19 protein-coding genes are annotated in these 21,799 nt (G+C 67.6%); 6 read left to right on the forward strand and 13 right to left on the reverse strand.

Translation table 11 applies throughout. The features are described from left to right. Positions 1-57 precede the first annotated feature (57 nt). The 4 genes from V6Z91_RS16025 to V6Z91_RS16040 all read right to left on the reverse strand — a co-directional run bounded on the left by V6Z91_RS16025 (position 58) and on the right by V6Z91_RS16040 (position 3,787). The gene (locus V6Z91_RS16025; RefSeq protein WP_338758583.1) at positions 58-462 is read right to left on the reverse strand and encodes a hypothetical protein; all 405 of its coding nucleotides are present in this window, start codon (positions 460-462) and stop codon (positions 58-60) included. A 107-nt stretch (positions 463-569) separates the two neighbouring features. Beyond that, on the reverse strand, positions 570-1,487 hold the full coding sequence (locus tag V6Z91_RS16030; protein ID WP_338758585.1) for an NAD(P)H-hydrate dehydratase: 918 nt from the start codon (positions 1,485-1,487) through the stop codon (positions 570-572). Positions 1,488-1,498: 11 nt separating this feature from the next. After that, a complete protein-coding gene (locus tag V6Z91_RS16035) occupies positions 1,499-2,263 on the reverse strand; it encodes a histidine phosphatase family protein (RefSeq protein ID WP_338758587.1) in 765 nt (254 codons plus the stop codon). Positions 2,264-2,383: 120 nt separating this feature from the next. Then, positions 2,384-3,787 carry an L-cystine transporter gene (locus V6Z91_RS16040; RefSeq protein WP_338758588.1) on the reverse strand — a complete coding sequence of 468 codons (1,404 nt, stop codon included), beginning with the start codon at positions 3,785-3,787 and terminating at the stop codon, positions 2,384-2,386. 167 nt (positions 3,788-3,954) lie between these two features. Here V6Z91_RS16040 and V6Z91_RS16045 point away from each other — a divergent pair, with 167 nt between their 5' ends. Next, complete coding sequence (locus V6Z91_RS16045) at positions 3,955-4,470, forward strand: hypothetical protein (protein WP_338758590.1); 516 nt, start codon at positions 3,955-3,957, stop codon at positions 4,468-4,470. Positions 4,471-4,493: 23 nt separating this feature from the next. Here V6Z91_RS16045 and V6Z91_RS16050 read toward each other — a convergent pair whose 3' ends face one another. Further along, positions 4,494-6,281 carry an amidase gene (locus tag V6Z91_RS16050; RefSeq protein ID WP_338758592.1) on the reverse strand — a complete coding sequence of 596 codons (1,788 nt, stop codon included), beginning with the start codon at positions 6,279-6,281 and terminating at the stop codon, positions 4,494-4,496. A 123-nt stretch (positions 6,282-6,404) separates the two neighbouring features. Between V6Z91_RS16050 and V6Z91_RS16055 the strand changes: the two genes are divergently transcribed. Beyond that, positions 6,405-6,869 (forward strand): (2Fe-2S)-binding protein, encoded by a 465-nt coding sequence (locus V6Z91_RS16055; protein WP_338758593.1) that lies wholly within the window; start codon positions 6,405-6,407, stop codon positions 6,867-6,869. Between the two features lie 11 nt (positions 6,870-6,880). Further along, positions 6,881-9,139, forward strand: a complete 2,259-nt coding sequence (locus V6Z91_RS16060) for a xanthine dehydrogenase family protein molybdopterin-binding subunit (RefSeq protein WP_338758594.1) — start codon at positions 6,881-6,883, stop codon at positions 9,137-9,139. A gap of 1 nt (position 9,140) precedes the next feature. Here the strand turns inward: V6Z91_RS16060 and V6Z91_RS16065 are convergent, their stop codons facing one another. The 5 genes from V6Z91_RS16065 to V6Z91_RS16085 form a co-directional block, all read right to left on the reverse strand. After that, entirely contained in the window at positions 9,141-9,710 is a 570-nt protein-coding gene (locus V6Z91_RS16065; protein ID WP_338758595.1) for an FxDxF family PEP-CTERM protein, read from the reverse strand. A 12-nt stretch (positions 9,711-9,722) separates the two neighbouring features. Then, entirely contained in the window at positions 9,723-10,301 is a 579-nt protein-coding gene (locus V6Z91_RS16070; protein ID WP_338758596.1) for a PEP-CTERM sorting domain-containing protein, read from the reverse strand. A 367-nt stretch (positions 10,302-10,668) separates the two neighbouring features. After that, positions 10,669-11,949 (reverse strand): hybrid sensor histidine kinase/response regulator, encoded by a 1,281-nt coding sequence (locus V6Z91_RS16075; RefSeq protein ID WP_338758597.1) that lies wholly within the window; start codon positions 11,947-11,949, stop codon positions 10,669-10,671. 3 nt (positions 11,950-11,952) lie between these two features. After that, positions 11,953-13,422: an ATPase domain-containing protein gene (locus V6Z91_RS16080; protein WP_338758599.1), complete on the reverse strand. Its 1,470-nt coding sequence runs from the start codon at positions 13,420-13,422 to the stop codon at positions 11,953-11,955. After that, on the reverse strand, positions 13,423-13,842 hold the full coding sequence (locus V6Z91_RS16085) for a hypothetical protein (RefSeq protein ID WP_338758600.1): 420 nt from the start codon (positions 13,840-13,842) through the stop codon (positions 13,423-13,425). It lies immediately after the preceding gene. A 231-nt stretch (positions 13,843-14,073) separates the two neighbouring features. Between V6Z91_RS16085 and V6Z91_RS16090 the strand changes: the two genes are divergently transcribed. Both V6Z91_RS16090 and V6Z91_RS16095 read left to right on the forward strand, forming a co-directional pair. Then, positions 14,074-15,294 carry an MFS transporter gene (locus V6Z91_RS16090; RefSeq protein WP_338758601.1) on the forward strand — a complete coding sequence of 407 codons (1,221 nt, stop codon included), beginning with the start codon at positions 14,074-14,076 and terminating at the stop codon, positions 15,292-15,294. Between the two features lie 94 nt (positions 15,295-15,388). Then, positions 15,389-17,326, forward strand: coding sequence for a helicase-related protein (locus tag V6Z91_RS16095; RefSeq protein ID WP_338758603.1), 1,938 nt, complete (start codon positions 15,389-15,391; stop codon positions 17,324-17,326). An 11-nt stretch (positions 17,327-17,337) separates the two neighbouring features. Here V6Z91_RS16095 and V6Z91_RS16100 read toward each other — a convergent pair whose 3' ends face one another. Continuing rightward, complete coding sequence (locus V6Z91_RS16100) at positions 17,338-18,561, reverse strand: DUF945 family protein (protein WP_338758605.1); 1,224 nt, start codon at positions 18,559-18,561, stop codon at positions 17,338-17,340. Positions 18,562-18,700: 139 nt separating this feature from the next. On the opposite strand from V6Z91_RS16100, the gene V6Z91_RS16105 reads away from it, so the two are divergent. Further along, the gene (locus tag V6Z91_RS16105) at positions 18,701-19,891 is read left to right on the forward strand and encodes a DUF418 domain-containing protein (protein ID WP_338758607.1); all 1,191 of its coding nucleotides are present in this window, start codon (positions 18,701-18,703) and stop codon (positions 19,889-19,891) included. Here the strand turns inward: V6Z91_RS16105 and V6Z91_RS16110 are convergent. Continuing rightward, on the reverse strand, positions 19,860-20,459 hold the full coding sequence (locus tag V6Z91_RS16110) for a YigZ family protein (protein ID WP_338758608.1): 600 nt from the start codon (positions 20,457-20,459) through the stop codon (positions 19,860-19,862). The two genes, V6Z91_RS16105 and V6Z91_RS16110, sit on opposite strands and share 32 nt — an antisense overlap. A gap of 73 nt (positions 20,460-20,532) precedes the next feature. Then, positions 20,533-21,720 (reverse strand): fatty acid desaturase, encoded by a 1,188-nt coding sequence (locus V6Z91_RS16115; RefSeq protein WP_338758609.1) that lies wholly within the window; start codon positions 21,718-21,720, stop codon positions 20,533-20,535. Positions 21,721-21,799 lie beyond the last annotated feature (79 nt).

A 21,799-nucleotide genomic window follows, 5' to 3' on the forward strand; every position in this document is an offset into this window, starting at 1 on the left:
GGTATAAAAAAAAAGCCGGCACCTCGCAAGAGGTGCCGGCTTTTTTCATGGCACGGCTTACTGGTTCGGCGTGGTGCCCGTGCCGGACGTGCCCGTGCCGCCGGTGGTGCCCGACGTGCCCGAGGTGCCGCCGGTACCCGTGCCGGTGCCCGTGGTGCCGGCAGCGCCGGCATCGGTGCCCGTTGCGCCGGTGCCCGTACCGGTCGTGCCGGCGGCGCCGGCATCCGTGCCGGTCGTGCCGGTGGCGCCCGTCGCACCGCCGGTGGCGCCGGCGTCACCGCTGGTACCGCTGGCCGGCGGGGTGGCCGGAGCGGCCGGGGTGGTGCTCGTGTCCGGCGTTACGGCCGGTGCCGTCGTGTCGGTCGCGGGCTGGTCCGCATCGCGGTTCTTGCAGCCGGTCAGCACGGCAGTACCCAGCACTGCGGCCAGGACCAGGGCGGACGGTTTACTCAGCTTAATCATTTCGACTCCTTTCAAAGTGGGTAGATTGGCGAAACCATTAGGTATCGTTAGACCGCCAGGATGGTTGCCGGTTCATGATGTGCCTGATAGTAATATCCGCTGTCCCCTCAGGCTGGGGCAAGCGTACGCAACAGGGCCGGTACTTCGGCCGAAATCTCCCGTGCCAGGTAACCCAGCACGCCATATCGGATCGACAGCTGCTCGCCGGCGGACGCATGCAGCGCGATCCCCCAGGCGGCAGCCTGCTCGAGCGTAGCGCCACGTGCCGCCAGGCCGGCAATGATGCCTGCCAGCGTATCGCCCGAGCCGGAAATCGCCAGGCCGACATTGCCGCCCTGGTGTTGCCACTGCCGGCCGTCCGGCGCCGCGATTACCGTGGTCGCGCCTTTCAGCGCCACGATTGCGTTCCAGCGCCGCGCGGCCTCCTGCGCCGCCTCGAGAGGGGCGGCGCAGATCTGTTCCTTGTCGCGCCGGGTGAGGTGCGACAGCTCGCCGGCGTGCGGCGTCATCAGCACTGGCTCGGCGAAGCGAAAGTGTTCCATGTCCTTCGGTTCCTCGAGCAGGTGCGGTTCACCCTGCGCCCGCACGGCCCCCATGGCGGCAGCGTCGAGAATCAGCGGGGTGCCGGCGAAGCGGGGCAGCAGCGCATGCACCAGTTCCGCTGTCGCCGCATCGTCCTGCATGCCGGGGCCCACGAGTACCGCACTCGCCTTGCCGGCCTGGTCGCCGAGCTTGCGTGCCGCATCCATCGTGAAACCGCCCCCGGCCGTTTCCAGCAGGCCGATCACGCGCGCCTCGGGAATCGCCATCGCGACCAGCGGCGCCACCGTGGCGGCCGTGGCCATCGTCAGCTTGCCCGCTCCGGCCCGCAGCGCGGCCGTGGCGGCGAGCATCACGGCGCCCGGCATTTCGCGCGAGCCGCCGATGATCAGCACATGGCCGCGGCCTTCTTTGTCGTCGTCGAACGACGGTTCGGGCAGCGCCCATTCCCGTAACGTTCGCGCGGTGATCTCGGTTGTCATCATCGCTCCTGTCGTCATGCCTTGGGCGCGGCCGGCTGGTCCTTGCCTTTCGTGACGGGCGTGCCGGTCGAGGTCAGCGGCGCAACGAAGTTCTCCAGGTCGAGCACGAGCTTGCCACGCTTGCCGGCGGTGGGGTCGAAGCGGTAGGACGTAACGCTGCAGTTCGGCACATCGCCGGCGCGGTCGATCGCCAGGATCGTCTGCTCGTCCATCCGTTCCAGCAGGTAGCGCAGGCAGTTGACGATCACCTGGTGTCCCACGATCAGCACGCGCTCGCAGCGGTATTCACGGGTGATGGTGTCGAGCACGCTGCGCAGACGCAGGATCACGTCGCACCAGCTTTCGCCGCCGGGCGGCCGGAAGTAGAATTTGCCCACGTGGCGGCGCTGTTCGTGCAACTCGGGATACTTGTCGGCGATGCCCAGCGGCGTGAGCCGGTCGACGATGCCGAACTCCTTCTCGCGCAGCCGTTCGTCCGCCACCACCGTGAGCAGCTCGTCGCGATCGAGGCCGTTCACCACGGCCATCGCCGTTTCACGGGCGCGCACATAGGGCGAGAACAGCACTACGTTCGGCCGGTGTTCCGGCGGCAGCGAGCAAAACCATTGCCCCAGCGCGGCGGCCTGGCGCTCACCGAGCTCGGACAGCGGCACGTCCATGTCCCGCTCGGCGATGTCGATCAGGAACTGCGAAGCCGCTTCCGCCGCTTCGCGCGCGACATTGCCGGCACTTTGTCCGTGCCGCACCACCCAGATCTGTTGAGGCCATTTCTGTTCCATCGCCGTCCGTCGTTGTCATTCGGTTTGCGAATACTAGACGAAACCACAAAACGATGGCGCGAGATGGTGGCGCAACCGGACGCGACCGCTGAGCCGGGTCGGCCGGCGCGTCCGGCAAGGTCAGGCGGGGGTAGGGTCCGATTCGATATCCTCGCCCGCGTCGTCGCGGTCGAACACGGCAAGATCGGTCTCGCCCATCACGCGCGACGTGAGCGTGCCGGCCGTGATTGCACCGGAAACATTCAGTGCCGTGCGGCCCATGTCGATCAGCGGTTCGATCGAGATCAGGAGGCCGGCGAGCGCCACCGGCAGGTTCATCGAGGAAAGCACGATCAGCGCCGCGAACGTGGCGCCGCCGCCCACGCCCGCCACGCCTACCGACCCGATCGTGATGACGGCCAGCAGCGGCAGCAGGAACGACACGGTGAATGGATCGATCCCCACGGTGGGGGCGATCATCACGGCCAGCATCGCCGGATAGATGCCGGCGCAGCCGTTCTGGCCGATCGTGGCGCCGAACGAGGCCGAGAAATTGGCGATGCCTTCGGGCGTGCCCAGGCGTTGCACCTGCGTCTGCACATTCATCGGGATCGCCCCGGCACTGCTGCGCGAGGTGAACGCGAACGTCAGCACGGGCAGGATCTTTTTGGCGAAGCGCAACGGATTCAGGCCGGTGCCCGCCACGATCGCCAGGTGCACGCCGAACATCAGCAGCAGCGCGCAATAGGAGGCGGCCACGAAGCCGATCAGGTTCAGGATATCGGCATAGCTCGACGTGGCGACCACCTGGGCCATCAGCGCGAAGATGCCGTAGGGCGTGAGCCGCAGCACCAGCGTCACGATGCGCATCACGATCGCGTGCGCCACCTTCACGGCATGGTCGAACGACACGAACAGGTCCGGCTTCTTGTCGGCGATGCCGATCGCGGCGATGCCGACGAACACGGAAAAGATCACGACGGCAATCGTCGACGTCTTGCGCCCACCCGTCATGTCGAGGAAGGGATTGGCGGGAATGAACGACAGGATCATGTTCGGCAGCGAGATCGCCTGCGCGTCGGCCAGCCGGCCTTCCAGGTAGGCACCGCGCGCCACTTCGGCGGCGCTGGCGGTCAGGCCCGCGGCGGACAGGCCGAACAGCTTGGCCATCAGGATGCCGATCGCCGCGGCGACCGCCGTCGTCGCCATCAGCGTGCCGATCGTCAGCGCGCTGATCTTGCCGAGCGATTTCGCGTCGCGCAGCTTCAAAATCGCCGCCACGATCGACACCATGATCAGCGGCATCACGATCATCTGCAGCAGCTTCACATAGCCGCTGCCCACGATGTCAAGGTATTCGCCCGTGGTCTTGATCACCGCGCCGTCGGCACCGTACAGCGCCTGGAGCGCCGCGCCGAAGACCACGCCCAGGCCGAGCGCGGTGAACACCCTGACCGTGAAGCTGGCGTGCCGGCGTTGCTGGCTGTACAGGAAGCCCAGCAGCAGGAGGGCGGCGGCGAGATTGAGCAGAACGGAGAACGTCATCGGAATCCTGGCGGTGTAATAAAGTTTGGTATTGCAGGGTTGCTTGCCGGCGAAATCATTGCTTCGCCATTTCTTCGACGAATTTTACCGCCGTCACGACGCTCGCGTGCGACTGCCGCGCGACCGGCGTGAGAATATTGCTGCATATCCTTATGCAATGGAGCACGATGAAAGCCCTGCAAAAACTGTTCGGCGCCGGCTATATTGCCGTCGCGGTGTTCTTCCTGGTCAGCGGTGTCGCCCTGGTGGGCATGGCCGCCTGGGAAATCTGGGAAGCATTGACCGCCGCGGTCGATTCGGAAACGCCGCCCCGCTTCGTGCAGATCCTGGAATGCATCGGCTTGCTCACGATCGCCGTGGCGGCCTTCGAGCTGGGGCAGACGGTGCTGGAGGAAGAAGTGCAGCGCGAAGCGAGCATCAGCACGCCGACCCGGGTACGGCGTTTCCTGTCGCGCTTCCTGGTCGTGGTTGTCGTGTCGCTGTCGATCGAATGCCTGGTGTCCGCATTCCAGTCGCTGCATGGCCACCCGGAACTGCTGCCGCATGCCGCCGTGATCGGGGTATGCGCGGCGCTCCTGCTGCTCGCGTGGGGAGCCTTCATCCGCCTCAACATTCCCGCCGAACACCTGGAGCCGCAAGCCATGCAGGAAGCGCAGGCGGAGGACCGGAAAATCGATACCTGAGGCGCCGGACTACCCCGCGTGCTTCAAAAACCCGGCGGCCGCTCGCCCGCCACGCCGGCCAGCCGCTCCAGGGCCATGCCGGCACGCGCCAGCGTGCCCTCGTCGAACAGGCGGCCGATCAGCGTCACGCCATGCGGCACGCGGCGCGGTGGCGCGAACTTGGGCAAGGGGCGCGAAGGGTGGGGCGCCCAGTCGCTGCGGGCCTGGGCCACCTGCACGAAGCCGGTGCGCAAGGTCAGCGAAGGGTGCCCGGTATGGTTGGAGATGACGATCATCTCGTCGCGCAGCGACGGCACCAGCAGCACGTCCACCGACCGGAAGATGTCGGCCATGCGCTGTGCCACCATACGGCGCAGCCGGTCGGCCTGCACGAAGTCGACGGCCGACAGGAAGCGCGCCTGGCGCAGGAAATTCGGCCACGCATCCGGCGTCTGTTCCGACAGCAGCTCCATCTTGCCCGAGAACGTCCATTCCTCGAAGGCGGCGGCCGCCTCGGCGAACAGGATCGTGTTCAGCGACATGTACGGCCAGGCCGGCAGCGCCACCGGCACCGGCTTCATGCCTGCCTTCTTCGCCAGCTCCAGCGCGGCGCGGTCGACGTCGGTCGCTTCCTTCAGCCACTCCGGCAGGTAGCCGATGCGCAGGCCGCGCACGGGCTGGGCCGGATCGAAATCGAGCTTGGCGGAGACGCTTGCCACGTCGCCGGCATCCGGCCCGGCGATCGCGTGGAGCACCAGCATCGAGTCCTCCACCGAGCGCGTCATGGGGCCGAGCTTGTCGAGCGACCAGCACAGCGTCATCGCGCCCGTGCGCGGTACGCGCCCGAAGGTTGGGCGCAGGCCGGTCACGCCGCAGCGCGTGGCGGGGCTGACGATCGAACCGCCCGTCTCGCTGCCGATCGTGAAGGCCACCAGCGCGGCGGCCATCGCCGCGCCGGGGCCGGCGCTCGATCCCGACGCGCCTTCCTCGGGCAGCCAGGGGTTCATCGTTTGCCCGCCGAACCAGATGTCGTTCATGGCCAGCGCGCCCAGCGACAGCTTGACCAGCAGCACGGCGCCCGCTTCGCGCAGGCGCGAGATCACCGTGGCATCGGTGACGGGGATGCGGTCCTTCAACGGCTCGGCGCCCCAGGTTGTGGCCACGCCGGCCGTGTCCAGCAAGTCCTTCACGCCATAGGGGATGCCGTGCAGCGGCCCGCGGTACCGGCCGGCCGCGATCTCGCGGTCGGCCGCGCGCGCCTGTTCCAGCGCCTGCTCCGGCAGCAGCGTGATGACGGCGCGCAGGCGCGGATCGAACTGCCGGCAGCGCGCGATATAGATCTGCGTGAGGCGCTCCGAAGTGAGCTGGCGAGCCTCGATCCAGCGCGACAGCCGGGCCACGCTGGCGTAGGCGATATCGGCGTCATTGGCGGGCAGCGGGCCGGCATCGGCAAACCCGCGCACGAAGCGGGCCCGTGCCGGGCCGGCCTGCGTTCCCGGCAGCACCGGGTCGAAGTGCGACATCGGTGCCACGTCATCCTCGATGCGCACCTTGTTCGGGCCGGTGCGGCGCTCCGCCAGCCCGGCCAGGCCGGTGGGCCAGGCTTGCGCGGCCATCTCGCGCTGCGCCGGCGTCAGCGTCACCTGCATCAGCTTTTCCGCTTCCGCGAACGTGGCGGGCGACACCTTCGGCCCGGCGGCGGGCGCCGTCCCGAACGTGGGCGGAGCGCCGGCGGGGGACGGCGGCTCGGCGGCGGCATGGGCGGTCGCGGTGATATTGGCGGCCAGCAGGCCGAGCGGGGCGTTGATCAGGAAGCGGCGGCGGTCGGTCATCTTATACGGAAGTGTGATAGGCGCAATTGCCGTGCGAGTCTATCATCGGGGCGACATGGTTGCGACTGTTGCCCTATAGTTCCACCCTTGTTTCACGACTATCCACTGAATGAAGGAGTCCGCATGCCCACCCTGAACATCAATGGCACCGATACCGCGCTCGACGTACCGGACGATATGCCCATCCTGTGGGCGCTGCGCGATGTCGCGGGCCTGACCGGCACCAAGTTCGGCTGCGGGGTCGCCCTGTGCGGCGCCTGCACCGTGCACCTGGACGGCCAGCCGATCCGCTCGTGCGTCACGCCCGTGTCGGCCGCGGCCGGCAAGAAGATCGTCACCATCGAGGCGATCGGCAACGATCCGGTCGGGGCGAAGGTGCAGGACGCGTGGCGCAAGATCGACGTGGTGCAATGCGGCTACTGCCAGTCCGGCCAGGTGATGGCCGCCACGGCGCTGCTGACGGCGACGCCGAAGCCAAGCGATGCCGATATCGACAACGCCATGTCCGGCAATATCTGCCGCTGTGGCACCTATGGCCGCATTCGTGCCGCCATCAAGATCGCGGCGGGCACCGCCGTGGCGAAATGAGGAGGGGCGCGATGGGCAACATGCACGAGAAAATGAATGTGGCTGCCGGCGAGGTCTCCGGTGGCCGCCGCCGCTTCCTGCGCGTGGGCGCCGCTGCCGGCGGCGGCCTGCTGGTCAGCTTCCTGCTGCCGGGCTGCAACCGCAAGGAAAACGACCGGCAGGAGGCGCCGCCTGAAAAGGCCGTCGGCCATGCCGCCACCGCCGTCTCCGACGTGCCGCCGGGGCTGGCGCCGAACGCCTTCATCCGCATCGACCGCGAAGGCATCGTTACGCTGATCATGCACAAGGTCGAGATGGGGCAGGGCACCTACACGTCGATTCCCATGCTGATCGCCGAGGAACTGGGCGTGGACCTGGCGAAGGTGAAGCTGGAGCATGCGCCGGCCGACAACAACCTGTACAGCGACCCGCTGCTGGGCGGCCAGGTGACGGGTGGCTCGACCTCGATCCGCGGCGCCTGGAAGCCGCTGCGCGAGGCCGGCGCCACCGCCCGCGCCGTGCTGGTGGAGGCCGCCGCGCAGCGGTGGAACGCGAAAGCGGAAACGCTGCGCGTGGCCAACGGCACCGTCACGGACGGCGCCGGCAAGACGCTGCATTATGGCGAGCTGGTGGAGGCCGCCGCGAAGCTGGAGGCGCCGAAGACGGTGGCCTTGAAAGACCCCGGTTCGTTCACCCTGATCGGCAAGAAGCACGCGCGGCTCGACTCGCCGCCGAAGGTCGACGGCACCGCGCAGTTCGGCATCGACGTGAAGCTGCCGAACATGGGCATCGCCGCCGTGTCGGCCTGCCCGGTCATCGGCGGCAAGCTGATCGCCTCGAACGATCCGAAGGCGCTGGCCGTGCCGGGCGTGCGCGAAGTGCTCAAGATCGGCAATGCGGTGGCCGTGGTGGCCAGCAATATGTGGGCCGCCAAGCAGGGCCTGGCCGCGCTGGCCCCGCAATGGGAAGCCGGTGCGAACGCCAACGTGACCACGGCCTCCATCGTGGCCGACATGGTGGAAAAATCGAAGGGCAAGGGCGCGGTGGCCACCGACAAGGGCAACGCGCTGAAGGACCTCGATGGCGATGCCAAGGATGGCCGCAAGATCGAGGCGGTGTACGAGGCGCCGTTCCTGGCGCACGCGACGATGGAGCCGATGAACTGCGCCGTCGACCTGCGCGCCGACGGCTGCGACCTGTATTGCGGCACCCAGGTGCCCAGCCTGGCGCAGGGCGCGGCGGCCAAGATCACCGGCCTGCCGATCGAGAAGGTAAAGGTGCATAACTTCTACCTGGGCGGCGGCTTCGGGCGCCGCCTGGAAGTCGACTACGTGACGCAGGCCGTGGCGTTCGCGAAGGCGCAGGCCAAGCCCGGCCCCGTGAAATTCGTGTGGACCCGCGAGGAAGACATCCAGCACGATATGTACCGCCCGTATTACGTGGACCGCATCGCGGCGCGGCTGGACGACAAGGGCAGGCCGCAGGCATGGTTCCACCGCGTGACGGGTTCCTCGGTCATGGCGCGCTTCGCGCCGCCAGCGGTGAAGGACGGCATCGACCCGGATGCCGTCGAGGGCGCGGCCGACCTGCAGTACACGATTCCCGGCCTGCACGTGGAGTACCTGCGTCACGAGCCGCCGATCCCCACTGCCTTCTGGCGCGGCGTGGGGCCGACCCACAATGTGTTCGTGGTGGAGAGCTTCATCGACGAACTGGCGCACGCCGCGAAGCAGGACCCGGTGGCCTACCGCCGCGCGCTGCTCGACAAGTCGCCGCGCCTCCTGGGCGTGCTGAACCTGGCCGCTGAAAAGGCGGGGTGGGGCAAGCCCCTGAAGGCCGTGGCCGGGCGCAAGGTGGGCCGCGGCGTTTCGGCGCAGTTCGCCTTCGGCAGCTACATGGTGCAGATCGCCGAAGTGTCGGTGGGGCCGGAAGGCGACGTGACCGTGCACCGTGTCGTATGTGCGCTCGACTGCGGCCAGCCGGTCAACCCGGACGGCATCGTGGCGCAGATGGAAGGCGGCATCGTGTTCGGCCTGACGGCGGCATTATGGGGCGAGATCACGCTCGAGGGCGGGCGCGTGGTGCAGTCGAACTTCAGCGATTACCGGATGATGCGCATGAACGAGGCGCCCAAGGTCGAGGTGCACATCGTGGCCAGCAAGGACGAGCCGGGTGGTATCGGCGAGCCCGGCACGTCCGGGATTGCGCCCGCGCTGTGCAATGCCATTTTCGCCGCCACGGGCCAGCGGATCCGCAAGCTGCCCGTGTCGGCTTCGCTGAAAAAGGCCTGAGTTACGAAAGCTGCGCGGCCCGCCGCGCGCGGCGCCGCGCCAGCGCACCGATGCCCGCCAGGCCACCCAGCAGCATCAGCCCGGCCGAGGGTTCGGGCACGGGGCTGATGCTGATGCCGGCCGTGCTGGCGCCCGTGATGCTGAACGCCCCGGCATCCATGTCGGCGTAGCCGGTCACCACGAAGGTGTAGTGCTTGCCTGGCTCCAGGAAAGTCTGCATCGCGGAGAAGTGGTAGATATTGTCCGCGACCGTCATCAGGTTCTTCATGCCGTCATTCGGATCGAAACCTTGCTCACTGTAGAGGAAGGTGACGCAGGCGAACTCGCAGCTCGTCAGGAACGAGTTTTCCCAGTTGAACGGATTCGGGCCTTCTTCGGTGACGACGTCGAAAGCCTGGTACGCCACGCCCGTGTTTTCTGGGTCGGGAAGGCCGCCCCAGTAGGCGGGAGGAATGAAGACGGGGCCATTGGTCGTGTCGCCGGTCACTGTCACGATGTCGGCGCAAGCATGCTGGATGAAGCCGGCCAGCAGCAGCGTGGCGGCGATCGTATTGCGGAGCAGGTTTTTCATCGGTTCTCCTGGTCAGGCTGCGATGTGGGTGGAAGCGGCCGGACGACGGCGCGCGGCAACGCCGAGGCTGGCCAGGCCGGCGCCGAGCATCAGCCAGGCGGAAGGTTCCGGCACGGGATTGAGCGGCGTGATTTCGTACGCGCCGAGGGAGGAGACAGTGGTGCTGAAGTAGCCATAGGACGCGGCATCCTCGCCCGTGATGAGGATCGTGTAGTTCCCGACTTCCAGCGGGCCATGGAAGTAGGTCGTGTTATTGGTCGCCCCATACGGGACGGCGAAAAGGAAATTGTCAGTGGGATTCGCCGCGTCGAATGCGCCGGTGTAGATATACATCGAGCAATCGAAAGCGCACGACGTGGCGAAGTTGATGTCCTCCAGATATTCGAGGGCCTCGACGTTGTATGCGCGGTAAGCCACGTCCGGAACGGTCGGGTAGAAAGGCCAGTTATCTGGGCTCTCGTCGATCCGGTCCCAGGTCGGCCCCCCGGTCGTGTCGCCGTTGAAAGTCGTAATGGTGGCGCCGGCGTGTTGGGCGAAGCCCGCCAGCAGCGCGGCGCCGATCAGCATGCGGCGCAGGATGGTTGTCTGCATCAAGAATTGCTCCTATCGTAACGGTTGATCCGGTCGACAGCGCTCCGCGGGCCGGACGTGGCTTGTGGCCGCTCCGCCGACAGGCGCTGTGCCGGGCATGGTCATTCGTGAGTGATAGCGCTACCAATAATGCTCGAAAATCGTTCCGTTAGCGATCGGGCAGGGGCCGGCCGCACCCTTCGACCTGACGCGGTCGTGCCTGCGCCTGTCTTTTAACGGAACACGCTCCGCGACGTGGATCCTGCTGCGCGGCGCGTGAGACCATGCTAACTGATCGTCAACGCTGAGGTAAGCCGATGATAGCGTTATCAAACAATGGCTGTTCCCGGCAGCGGTTTTCGTGTCTTTTTGGTTACAGCCGAGGATTTCAGCCGCGGACGCGGCGCCGGCTGCGACAAGGTTCCGAGTCGATCAGCCGCAGCAGGCTGTCCGGCTTTACCGGCTTGACGAGGTATTCGTCGAAGCCGGCCTCGAGCGCGTTTGTACGGTCCTGCGCCTGCCCATAGCCGGAGAGCGCGATGGCGAAAGTGCGCACATCGGCGTCCCGCAGGCGGCGGATGACTTGCAGCCCGTCCAGGCCGGGCAGCCCGATATCGCAAATCAGCACGTCGAAGCCGCCTTCTTGCGCCAGCGCCAGGCCGGCGATGCCGTCGTAGGCCGCGGTGACGTCGTGCGCATCGAGCATCAGGAAGCCCTTCAGCGTATCGCACACGTCCACGTTGTCCTCGATCAGCAGCACGCGGCAGGCTTCGTGCGCCTGCGGCGCGGCGGCCTGGTCCGGCGCCTCGGGCATCGGCCCGCCGGCCGGCAATTCCACGGTGAAGATGCTGCCCAGGCCGGGACCGGCGCTGTCGCCCTGCACGGTACCGCCGTGCATGTGCACCAGGTTGCGCACCACGTTCAGGCCCACGCCGAGTCCCCCCTCGGAACGGGCCAGCGAGCGGGGCCCCTGGGTGAACAGGTCGAAGATATGGGGCAGCACGTCGGCGCCGATCCCCGTGCCGTTGTCGGCCACCGTTACCCGCACGCCCGCCGGTCCGGCACCGCCTTCGAGCGTGATGGCGCCGCCGTCCTGCGTGTATTTCGACGCGTTGGCGAGCAGGTTCGAGAACACCTGCGTAAGCCGCACGCGGTCGCCCTGCAAGGTCAGTTCCGGTCCGGTGACGCGCACCTCCAGCCGCTGCCCCCGGTCGGCGATGCGCGGCTGGACGGTTTCGACGGCGCGCTCGATCACGTCCGCCAGCGTGACCGGCGTCATGTCCAGCGTGATGCGCCCGCTGCTGATGCGGGCGGCGTCGAGCAGGTCGTCCAGCAGCCGGGCCATGTGCTCGGTCTGGCGGCTGATCACGTTGCGCAGCGCGGTCAGCTCCGGCGTCAGCGCGGGCATGCGTTCGAGCATGGCGGCGGCCATGCTGATGGGAGCGAGGGGATTGCGCAGCTCGTGGGCCAGCATGGCGAGAAATTCGTTCTGGCGCCGGTTGGCCGCCTGCGCCTCGTCCTGCAAGGTCTGCGCATTGACGGTGGCTTGCACCAAGTGGCTGTTGGCCTCGCGCAGCAGCTTGTTCTCGAAGCGGGCCTGGCGCAGCGCAAGCCGCAGCGCCGCGGCGTCCAGCGGTTCGTCGTCGTGCGGCTGCGCCAGGTCGGTCATCCGTCAGCCGCCGTCGCTCTGGATTGACGGGTGGCCGGACAGCATGCCGTCGAAACCTACCCTGGCGGCGTCGATTTCGATGCCGGCGTCGGTGATGCGGAACATCCGCAGCGCGCTGCTGTGCGAGCAGCCGCGCAGCTTGACGACCGAGATCACCCTGGCCAGTTCGCCCTCGACTTCGACATAGCGGGTGGCGATGATGCCGTCGGTCAGGAACGAGATCTCGGCATCGGAGAAGCGCAGTTCCGTGAAGCGGTCCTCCATGCCCATGGTGACGATCACCGTCACGCCCATCTTGGCAAGGCTGGACAGGATGCGGAACACGGTCAGCCGGAACTCGCGCCGGAACTCGGGGGCCAGGTACAGCAGGAATTCCGACAGGGAGTCGATCACCACGCGCCTGGCGCCGGTCTCGTCGATCGCGGCCAGCAAGTCTTGCAGCAGCTCGTCGGCGGTCAGGTCGAGCGCGCGGCTCTCGACGATGCGCACGTGGCCCGCCTGGACCATTTCGGCTAGCGACGCATTGCGCAGCCGCGACGTGCCTTTCTCGAAATAGCAGGCGACGCCTTTCTCGCCCTGGCGCACGCCCTCGGCCAGGAACTGCGTGCCGAGGATCGTCTTGCCGGAGCCCGAGGGACCGGTGACAAGGATCGAGTGGCCCTGCGGGATGCCGCCGTGCAGCAGCACGTCCAGCGAGGGCACGCCGCTGGGGATGCGCCGCGGGTCGCGGTCCACTTCCACGCCGTGCAGCCGGTCCGTGGCGAGCGGCGGCAGCATGCGGGGGAAGATGCGCACGCCGTCGTCGCCGATGCGGAACGTGTGCATGCCGGCCATGTGCGCCTGGCCGCGCATCTTGACGATGCGGATCTTGCGTACGATCGAGTTGTCCTGCTGCGACTGGGACAGCGACAGCACGCCGTCCGCCACCGTCATGATCGGGTTCGCTTCCGCATCGACGTGGGCGTATTCGCCGATCAGGAAGGTGGTGGCCTGCCAGCTGGTCATGCGCGTGCCCAGTTCCTGGATGAAGTGCTGCAGATCGGCGAGGCCCTCGGCGCCGCTGCGTGCCGTCTGCGCCACGGAGCGGAACGAGTCGACGAACACGAGGCTCGGCGAGAATGCCTCCACCTCGCGCATGATGCGTTCGAGCACGCCGGAGAAATCACCGTTCTTCAAGTCGTCGGCCAGGTTGACGTAGCGGATCGCGCTGCCTACCTTGCCGAGCTCGAAGAAACTGTATTGCTGCTGGTAGCGCAGCATCTTCAGCGGCGGCTCGCCCAGCACGGTGAAAAACAGCGCGCGCCGCTCGGCCGTGGCCAGGGCGAACATCATCTGGTGCGCCAGCGTTGTCTTGCCGCTGCCGGGAGCTCCGGCGATCAGGTTGAAGGAATACTCGCCGAGTCCGCCGCCCAGCAGGGTGTCCAACCCCGGCACACCGGTCTCCAGCAATCCCAGACTCACTTTGTCGCTCATTTACTTCTGCTCCCCTGCATTGTTTGGTGCCAGCGCGCCGTTCCAGGCGTTGTCGATCAATTGCGTCGTCAGTGCCTCGCCGATCAGCTCGGAAAGCAGCCGCGTGAAGGTAGTCAACAGGGCTTCGTTCGCCAGCGCCGCCTGCGCCGGTTCCGCCCGGGCAAGGTCTTCTTTCAGTGTCCGGAACAATGCGTCCAGTGTCTGCGACGACGCGCTGACGGTGAGCCAGCCATGCTGCGGCGCCAGCACTCGGCCGGTGCGCACGTAGAGGGCACTGAATCCGATCTCGCCGATCAGGGGACTCAGGTGCACCGCCAGCGAGCGCCAGGGCAGCAGATGCCGCTCGTCGGCATCCGCGCCGCCGGCCTGGGCCAGCATCGCGCGAATCACTTGCCGGCGCTTGTCGTCTTTGTTATCCATGCATGCTGATCAGTGTGAAGGTGCTTGGCGGCCGGGTCGAACGCCCCCGCCTGGTCGCCGCCATTATAGCCGGGTAAAGATGATCGTTCGGCTAAGCGGTGCGAGCGTGCGGGCACGTCCGGACCATGGTGGCATTGCCGCTTCGATAAGGCAAACGAATTCAGCGGCCCCAAGCAGGAAAATCGCGGCCGTGCTATCCTGCCCGGCTTAGTTTTTTGGTCGAACAAATTCATGCAACAAGCAGCACTTTCCGATACCAGTCCCACCATCGTCGCGCCGCGCGGCGCCGGCTGGGCCGAACTGGCGCTGGCCCTGGGCGGCCTGGCCATCGGCACCGGCGAATTCGCCTCCATGAGCATCCTGCCGCTGGTCGCGCAAGACCTCGGCACCACCCTGCCCGACATGGGCCACATGATCAGCGCCTACGCGCTGGGTGTGGTGGTCGGCGCGCCCCTGATCACGATCTTCATGGCGCGCATGCCGCGCCGCATGATGCTGATGTGCCTGATGCTGATGTATGCCGTCGGCAATATCCTGGGCGCGCTGGCGCCCACGCCGGGCCTCCTGATTCTGGCCCGTTTCGTGGCCGGCATTCCGCACGGCGCCTATTTCGGCGTGGCGGCCCTGGTCGCGGCCGCGCTCGTGACGCCCGACAAGCGCGCGCAGGCGGTGGGCCGCGTGATGCTGGGCCTGACCGTCGCCAACATCTTCGGCGTGCCGCTGGCCACCTGGCTGGGGCAGGTGATGGGCTGGCGCTCCGCGTTCACGATCGTCGGCGGCATCGCCATGCTGACGGTGGCGATGGTCTACGTGTTCCTGCCATATATCGCGGCCGGCAACGCCAGCATCCGCGGCGAACTGGGCGTGTTTCGCCGCTTGCAGGTCTGGCTCACGCTGCTGATGGTGGCGATCGGCTTCGGCGGCATGTTCGCGATGTATACCTATGTGACGCCGACGCTGCAGCAGCTCACGCATGCCTCGCCGCTGGAGATTTCCGTGCTGCTGGGCATGATCGGCGTGGGCATGACGGTGGGCAGCCTGGTGGGCGGATGGTTCGCCGACCGCAACCAGACGGCCACGATCTTCGGCGTGCTGATCTGGGAGGCGCTCGTGCTGGCCGCGTTCGCCTATACGAGCTCGAACCTGTGGCTGGCCGGCCTGAACCTGTTCCTGATCGGTACCGGCATTGCCGTGGTACCGGCCGTACAGACGCGGCTGATGGACGTGGCCGGCGACGCACAGACGGTGGCCGCGGCGCTGAACCATTCGGCCTTCAATATCGCCAACGCGCTGGGCGCCTGGGCTGGCGGCGTCACGATCGCGGCCGGCTACGGCCTGCAATCGACGGCGCTGGTCGGCGCGATCCTGCCGCTGGGCGGCATTGCCGTGCTGGCCGTGTCGCTGGCCGTGGAGCGCAAAGACGCCGCCCGGGCGGCGGTGCCGGCCGCCTGACCCGACACAGGGACCAGGCGGGGCACCAGCAGCGGTGCATCGGCCGGGCGGGCCGCGAGCTATACTCGTGGCCCGATCGACCACCACTGCGGCAATGACGGAAGAACATGATGACGAGCGGCTGAGCCTTGAGCTCGGCCTGGCGGAGCGCGGCATCGCGCTGATGAAGATGGAGGGCAGGGTGTTCCTGCGCTTCGATGGCACGGCGCGCACGGCGGACCTCGCCGTGCCCTACGCGCTGGTGCCGGCGCACGGCGTGCTGGCCAAGCCGTCGAAATGGCGCAAGCTCGATGCCGATGCGCGCGCCGCCCTGATCCGCGAACGCTCGACCGAACGTGCCATGCGCGAGCTGCATGACAGCGTGACGGCTTTCGTCGAGGAACTGGCCGCGGAATGCGACGAGTTCGGCCTGGCACCGATGGACTTCCTGCACACGCTGGCGGACGTGCAGACTTCCGAACCCGCGACCGTGGTGTTCGACCGCATCCGCCAGCGCCTGGGCCACGCGGTGGAGCGGCAGCGCGAGGAACAGCATGCCGAGCGCACCCGCCAGAGCATCAACCTGGCCGAATACCCCGCCTCGTTCGAGGTCGCGCGGCGCCTGCCGCGCAAGTTCATCGCGCTGCTCGGCCCCACCAATTCCGGCAAGACGCACAAGGCGATGGAAGCGCTGGCCAAGGCGGCCAGCGGCGTGTACCTCGCGCCGCTGCGCCTGCTGGCGCTGGAGAACTACGAGCGCCTGCTGGAGGTGACGCGGCATGGCAAGCCCCTGGCCGTGAGCCTCGTTACCGGCGAGGAGCGCAGGCTTGCCGAAGGCGCCACGCACGTGGCCAGCACGGTCGAGATGCTCGATACCCGCACCCCGGTCGACGTGGCCGTGATCGACGAGATCCAGATGCTGGCCGACCGCGACCGCGGCGCCGCCTGGACGGCCGCCGTGTGCGGCGCGCCGGCCCGCACCGTGTACCTGGTGGGCGCGCCGGAAGCGCGCCGCGCGGTGGAAGCGCTGGCCGAACGCCTGGAATGCCCGATCGAAGTTCACGTGATGAAACGCAAGGGCCCGCTGGCGATGGAGCCCGGCCCGGTGCGCAAGGTGAAGAACCTGCGCCCCGGCGATGCGCTGATCGCCTTCTCGCGCCGCGACGTGCTGATGTGGCGCGACATGGTGGCCGAGATGGGCCACTCGGTGGCGACCGTGTACGGCAACCTGTCGCCCGAGGTCCGGCGCGCGCAGGCGCAGCGCTTCCGCGATGGCGAAGCCGATATCGTGGTGGGCACCGATGCGATCGCGATGGGCCTGAACATGCCGATCCAGCGCATCGTGATGACGAGCACCGTGAAGTTCAACGGCTACGAGGAAGAGGAAATTCCCGCCCCGCTGGCCCGGCAGATCGCCGGGCGGGCAGGGCGCTACGGCATCCACGAGGAAGGCCTGGTGGCAGGCTACGACCCGGAAAGCCACGAAGTGATGCGTTCGCTGCTGAAGGAAAAGCCGGTGCCGATGAACGCCAGCGGCTTCGCCGTGGCGCCCACGCTGGAACACCTGCACCGCATCGCCGCCGTCACGCACGAAACGTCGCTGGCCAAGCTCCTGAAGCGCTTCATCCACAATATCGACGTGCCGGACGGCTTCTTCTATCCGCGCATCACCGAGGACCAGATGGACCGTGCCGTGTGGCTCGACACGCTGCCGCTGGCGGTGGCCGACAAGTTCACGCTGTCGCTGGTGCCCGTGTCCACCAAGGTGCTGGCGCTGCAGACCGCGTGGGAGCACTGGAGCATGGCGCTGTCGAAGAAACGCATCACGCGCCTGAAACCAGAAGACCACCAGCTGTACCACATGACCCTGCAGGAAGTGGAAGACACGTGCCGGCTGTATTCCGCCTATGCATGGCTGGGCTACCGGCTGCCCGAATACTTCCCCGATATCGAACTGGCGCTGGAACTGTCGCGCGAGGCTTCCGCGCGGGTCGACACGATGCTGCAGGACCAGAATGCGTCGTCGCGGCGCCGGCAGCACCGGCGCCGCTAAGCTGTGCTCGCTTACTGCGCGCCGGCCGCTGCCGGCGCAGCGCCCTTGCGCGGCCCCGGCAAGGCGACCGGCTTGCCATTGACGACCAGGCCGCCGTCGCGCCACTCGATGGTGGAACGCATCGCTTCGCCCTCGACGCGGGCGTAGCCGTTGCTGACTGCCTTGCCGACCATGCCTTCGTACACCTGCTCCGCCGTCGGGGCCTGTCCGTCCTTATTGCCCTGATTGCGTGCAGCGATCACGGCAGCGACCTCGCGCAGCAGGCCCAGCGGCACGGTCACCTCGAAGTGCATGGCCAGCCTGGCCAGCGCGCGTTGCGGCGTTTCGAGATCCTCGGCCGTCACGCCCGGCAGCGCGATGCTGCCCTGGATGCTGGCGGTATGGCCCTTGTAGCGCCCGCTGAGATCGTCGATCTTCAGTTCCGCGCCGGACAGCGCCAATTCCTTCAACTGCTTGATGACCTGTTCCGGGTCGCCCGCTCCCTGCTCGGCCATGCGCCGCAGCATGGCGCGGTCAAGGCCGTTCAACTGGTAAGCCAGGTGCAGCGCGTCGATGTCCTCGCCCGCCACCGTCAGCCGGTCGGCATCCATCTCGATGCGCTGGTCGATCCGGTCGCCGCGCTCGGTGGTGGTGGCAACGAAGCGCGGCCGTGCCAGGTGCGCCGCCGGGCCCTTCGGTCCGTTGAACACGAGCGATTCCGCATTCCCGACCATGGTGCCGATCCACAAGCCGTCGCCCGCACGCCGCTGCGCGCTCTTCGTAATCCCTTCCTTCAGCTCCATGCTGCCGCCAGCGCCCCGCATCGTCACGAGGGGTACCCGGCCTTCGCTATCGAGCTGGCGGCCGTCCGCGCTGCGCGTCGCCAGGACCGACGCGGTGCCCCAGCGCACCGTGGTGCCGTTCGCGCTGTACTGGTGAGCGGGCAAGGTCAGCCGTTGCACCGTGCTCGTACCCGACTTCGGCAGGTTTTGCACGCGCACCGGTTTTTCGCTGCCGAAGACCGTCTTCATCGCTGCGCGTTGTTGCGCAGTGGGCGCCGGCGCGGGCTTGGGGCCGGGCTGCAGGCTGTCGCGCAGCAAGCGCTCCAGGCCCTGCATGGCCAGTTGCGCCACGGTCGGCTTCGGTTTCTGCGCGGCGGCGCGTGCCTGGGCGGTGGCCTCCGGCCTGGCGGGGGAAGGAGCGGCCGCGGTGGCGGAAGCGGCAGTGATGGTGGCGGCGAGGAGCAGGGCTTTCAAGGTGTCGAGCGGTAGAGTTGAAAAGGGGCAGTGTATAGAAATTTATTGCTGGAAAATGCGCGAATCATCACATCGCTCAACTTGGTGAGTTGCCGGTTTCGTGATATTTCCTGCGAACGTACACACCTATAATGGCCGGATGAACCCATCCACCCGCCTGGACCTCGTCGACGCGCTGCGCGGCTTCGCCGTCGTGTCGATCATGCTGCTGCATAACCTCGAGCATTTCGACCTGTACCACAAGCCGGGCGGGCAGCCGGCCTGGCTGGCGGCGCTGGACCAGACGGTGTGGGACACGATGTTCTTCCTCTTCGCCGGCAAGTCTTACCTGGTGTTCGCGCTGCTGTTCGGGTTGACGTTCCACCTGCAGTTCGCCCGGCGTGCCGCGGCGGGCGAGGATTTCCGGGCCCGCTTCGCCTGGCGCATGGTGTTGTTGCTGGGATTCGGGCTCGTCAACTCGCTGTTCTACCAGGGCGACATCCTGTCGTTCTACGCAGTGATGTCGTTCACGCTGCTGCCGGTGGCCAAGCTCGGCAGCCGGACCGTGCTGGCCATCGCGGCGATCCTGCTGCTGCAACCGTATCTCTGGACTCATGTGCTGCAGGCGCTGCCCCAGCCGGACGTGAAGCCGGCCGACCCGGCCTCCTGGGCTTATTTCGGCCAGACCACCAGCTACCTCGGCAGCGGCACGCTGTGGCAAACGTGGGCGGGCAATATCACGACCGGCAAGGCTGCCGCGGTGCTGTGGAGCTGGGAAAACGGCCGCTTCTTCCAGATTCCGGCCTTGTTCATGCTGGGCATGCTGGCCGGCCGCGCCGGCGTGTTCGCCCTGTCGGATGCGAACCGAACCTTCTGGCGCAGGACGTTGCTGCTCGCGCTGCCTTGCTTCGCCGTGCTGTACGCGGCAACGAAGGGCATCGACGTGACCGCGCCAGGGGAGGCCCTGCGGCGGCCACTGATGACGATCGTGAAGTCATGGTCGAACTTTGCGCTGATGGGCGTGATCGTGGCCGCATTCGCGCTGCTGTACCAGCGCGGCACGTTTGTGCAGGGCTGGAAGGCTTTCGCCCCGCTGGGCCGGATGAGCCTGACCAGCTATGTGGCGCAGTCGGTCGTCGGCACCGCCATCTATTACGGCTTCGGGCTCGGGCTCTACCAGTACACGGGGGCCACTGCTTGCCTGCTGATTGGCGCGGTACTGGCCCTGTTGCAGGGCTGGTTTTCGGCGTGGTGGCTGCGCCACCACAAGCAGGGGCCGCTGGAAGCGTTGTGGCACCGCGCTACGTGGCTTGGCGCGGCTAGTGCCCCACTGGGTCGTCCAGCCAGCTGACCTTGCCTGCGCCCGCCTCGTTCAAGCGCGTCACCAGCGCTTGCGCGGCATTCTCCGGCAGGCTGAAGTGGAACGTGACTTCGTCGCCATGCGCTGCCGCCAGCAAGGCCGCGCCGGCGGCATCGAGCTCGCGCCGCAGCAAGCCCTCCAGCGCATAGGGTACCGCGCAGTGCAGCTCGCGCGACTTGACGATGGCCACGCGCTCGGCCTTCAGCAGCGCCTGCGCCACGCCATCGGTATAGGCCCGTACCAGGCCGCCGGCGCCCAGCTTCACGCCGCCGAAGTAGCGCACCACGGTAGCCAGCACGCCTTCCAGGTCCTGGTGGCGCAGCACGTCGAGCATGGGGCGGCCCGCGGTTCCGCTGGGCTCGCCGTCATCGACCGCCGCCGACTGGCCGCCGGCCAGCAGCGCCCAGCACACGTGGGCGGCGCCGGGATGCTCGGCTTTCAGTCGGGCCACGACGGCCTGGGCGGCGGCGCGGTCCGTCATCGGCTGCACGCAGGCGATGAAGCGGCTTTTCTTGATCAGGAGTTCGGCGGAGCAGGGGGCGGCAAGGGTGTGCGGCATCGATGGGCAAGGCGGCAAATAGGGCGGAACCGCCGATTGTAACCGGCGGCGGCGCCATCGATGCCGGGCGACGTCAGGCGTAGCAGCGCAGCCGGGCGGCGAAATCGCGCAGCACCGCGATGCCGGAGCGTTCGGCCTGCTCGCACCAGTCCCGCAGGTGGGCCAGCAATTCTTCCGGTGCCGCGTGCTGGCGCTGCCACAATTCGGCCAGCTCGGCGCGCAGCTGCTGCATCTTCCACAGGGCGCTGCGATGGTGCAGGAACAGGGCCAGCGAAGCGGCCTGCTCGCCGGTCACGAGGCCGGGATCGCGGCGCAGCAGCCGGTAGACTTGCGCCAGGAAACGCTTGTCGAACACCACGTCGTGCGCCTGTTTCGCATCTTGCCGGAAGGCCCGCCGCAGCATGCGCGCATAACGGGCCATCACCTCGTGCCGGTTGGCGATGATCGCGTGCAGCGTGTGCAGGTCGGCCACCGGCTTGGCCGGAGCGCGCCCGGGGCGTGGCGCCACGCGGGTGACCCGCGCCAGGCGGCAGGCCTGCAGCAGCCGGATGTAGAGCCAGCCCACATCGATCTCGAACCAGCGCGACGACAGGCGGGCCGAGGTGGGGAAGGTGTGATGGTTGTTGTGCAATTCCTCGCCGCCGATCAGGAAGCCCAGCGGGGCGATGTTCGTGGCCGCGTGCGGCCCGTCGTAGTTGCGGTAGCCCCACCAGTGGCCGAGGCCATTGATGACGCCGGCCGCCGTCACCGGAATCCACAGCATTTGCACGGCCCAGACGGTCAGGCCAATCACGCCGAACAGTGCCACGTCGATCACGAGCATCAGTCCCACGCCCTGCCAGGTCCAGCGCGAATAGACGTGCCGCTCCACCCAGTCGTCCGGCGTCCCCGCGCCGTATTGCGCCAGGGTGTCGGACTTCGCGGCCTCGGCCTTGTACAGCTCAGTGCCCTGCGTCAGCACGCGGCGAATGCCGAATACGGCCGGGCTGTGCGGGTCGCCATCGGCTTCGCAGCGGGCATGGTGCTTGCGGTGCACGGCCACCCATTCGCGCGTGCCCATGCCGGTGGTGAGCCACAGCCAGCAGCGGAAGAAGTGACTGGCCAACGGATGCAATGTCAGCGCCCGGTGCGCCTGGCAGCGGTGCAGGTAGATGGTGACGGCGGCGATGGTGATGTGCGTCAGCACCAGGGTCCAGGCGACGATGGCCCAGGCACCCCAGTCGAGCAGGCCGTGAGACAAGAAGGCGAGGAAGGCATCCATGCTGTCCCTTTCCGGATCGGCAGGGGACCAGCATAGCCGGTTTCGGCGGGCGAGTCGATGTGCACACACCAACCCGGCT

This window comes from Massilia sp. METH4 (assembly GCF_037094685.1).
Lineage (GTDB): Bacteria > Pseudomonadota > Gammaproteobacteria > Burkholderiales > Burkholderiaceae_D > Rugamonas.

Bases quoted from the DNA above. Each gene is read 5' to 3' on its own strand.
- V6Z91_RS16025 (WP_338758583.1), bottom strand. From the start codon at position 462: ATGATTAAGCTGAGTAAACCGTCCGCCCTGGTCCTGGCCGCAGTGCTG.
- V6Z91_RS16030 (WP_338758585.1), bottom strand. From the start codon at position 1,487: ATGATGACAACCGAGATCACCGCGCGAACGTTACGGGAATGGGCGCTG.
- V6Z91_RS16035 (WP_338758587.1), bottom strand. From the start codon at position 2,263: ATGGAACAGAAATGGCCTCAACAGATCTGGGTGGTGCGGCACGGACAA.
- V6Z91_RS16040 (WP_338758588.1), bottom strand. From the start codon at position 3,787: ATGACGTTCTCCGTTCTGCTCAATCTCGCCGCCGCCCTCCTGCTGCTG.
- V6Z91_RS16045 (WP_338758590.1), top strand. From the start codon at position 3,955: ATGAAAGCCCTGCAAAAACTGTTCGGCGCCGGCTATATTGCCGTCGCG.
- V6Z91_RS16050 (WP_338758592.1), bottom strand. From the start codon at position 6,281: ATGACCGACCGCCGCCGCTTCCTGATCAACGCCCCGCTCGGCCTGCTG.
- V6Z91_RS16055 (WP_338758593.1), top strand. From the start codon at position 6,405: ATGCCCACCCTGAACATCAATGGCACCGATACCGCGCTCGACGTACCG.
- V6Z91_RS16060 (WP_338758594.1), top strand. From the start codon at position 6,881: ATGGGCAACATGCACGAGAAAATGAATGTGGCTGCCGGCGAGGTCTCC.
- V6Z91_RS16065 (WP_338758595.1), bottom strand. From the start codon at position 9,710: ATGAAAAACCTGCTCCGCAATACGATCGCCGCCACGCTGCTGCTGGCC.
- V6Z91_RS16070 (WP_338758596.1), bottom strand. From the start codon at position 10,301: ATGCAGACAACCATCCTGCGCCGCATGCTGATCGGCGCCGCGCTGCTG.
- V6Z91_RS16075 (WP_338758597.1), bottom strand. From the start codon at position 11,949: ATGACCGACCTGGCGCAGCCGCACGACGACGAACCGCTGGACGCCGCG.
- V6Z91_RS16080 (WP_338758599.1), bottom strand. From the start codon at position 13,422: ATGAGCGACAAAGTGAGTCTGGGATTGCTGGAGACCGGTGTGCCGGGG.
- V6Z91_RS16085 (WP_338758600.1), bottom strand. From the start codon at position 13,842: ATGGATAACAAAGACGACAAGCGCCGGCAAGTGATTCGCGCGATGCTG.
- V6Z91_RS16090 (WP_338758601.1), top strand. From the start codon at position 14,074: ATGCAACAAGCAGCACTTTCCGATACCAGTCCCACCATCGTCGCGCCG.
- V6Z91_RS16095 (WP_338758603.1), top strand. From the start codon at position 15,389: ATGACGGAAGAACATGATGACGAGCGGCTGAGCCTTGAGCTCGGCCTG.
- V6Z91_RS16105 (WP_338758607.1), top strand. From the start codon at position 18,701: ATGAACCCATCCACCCGCCTGGACCTCGTCGACGCGCTGCGCGGCTTC.
- V6Z91_RS16110 (WP_338758608.1), bottom strand. From the start codon at position 20,459: ATGCCGCACACCCTTGCCGCCCCCTGCTCCGCCGAACTCCTGATCAAG.
- V6Z91_RS16115 (WP_338758609.1), bottom strand. From the start codon at position 21,720: ATGGATGCCTTCCTCGCCTTCTTGTCTCACGGCCTGCTCGACTGGGGT.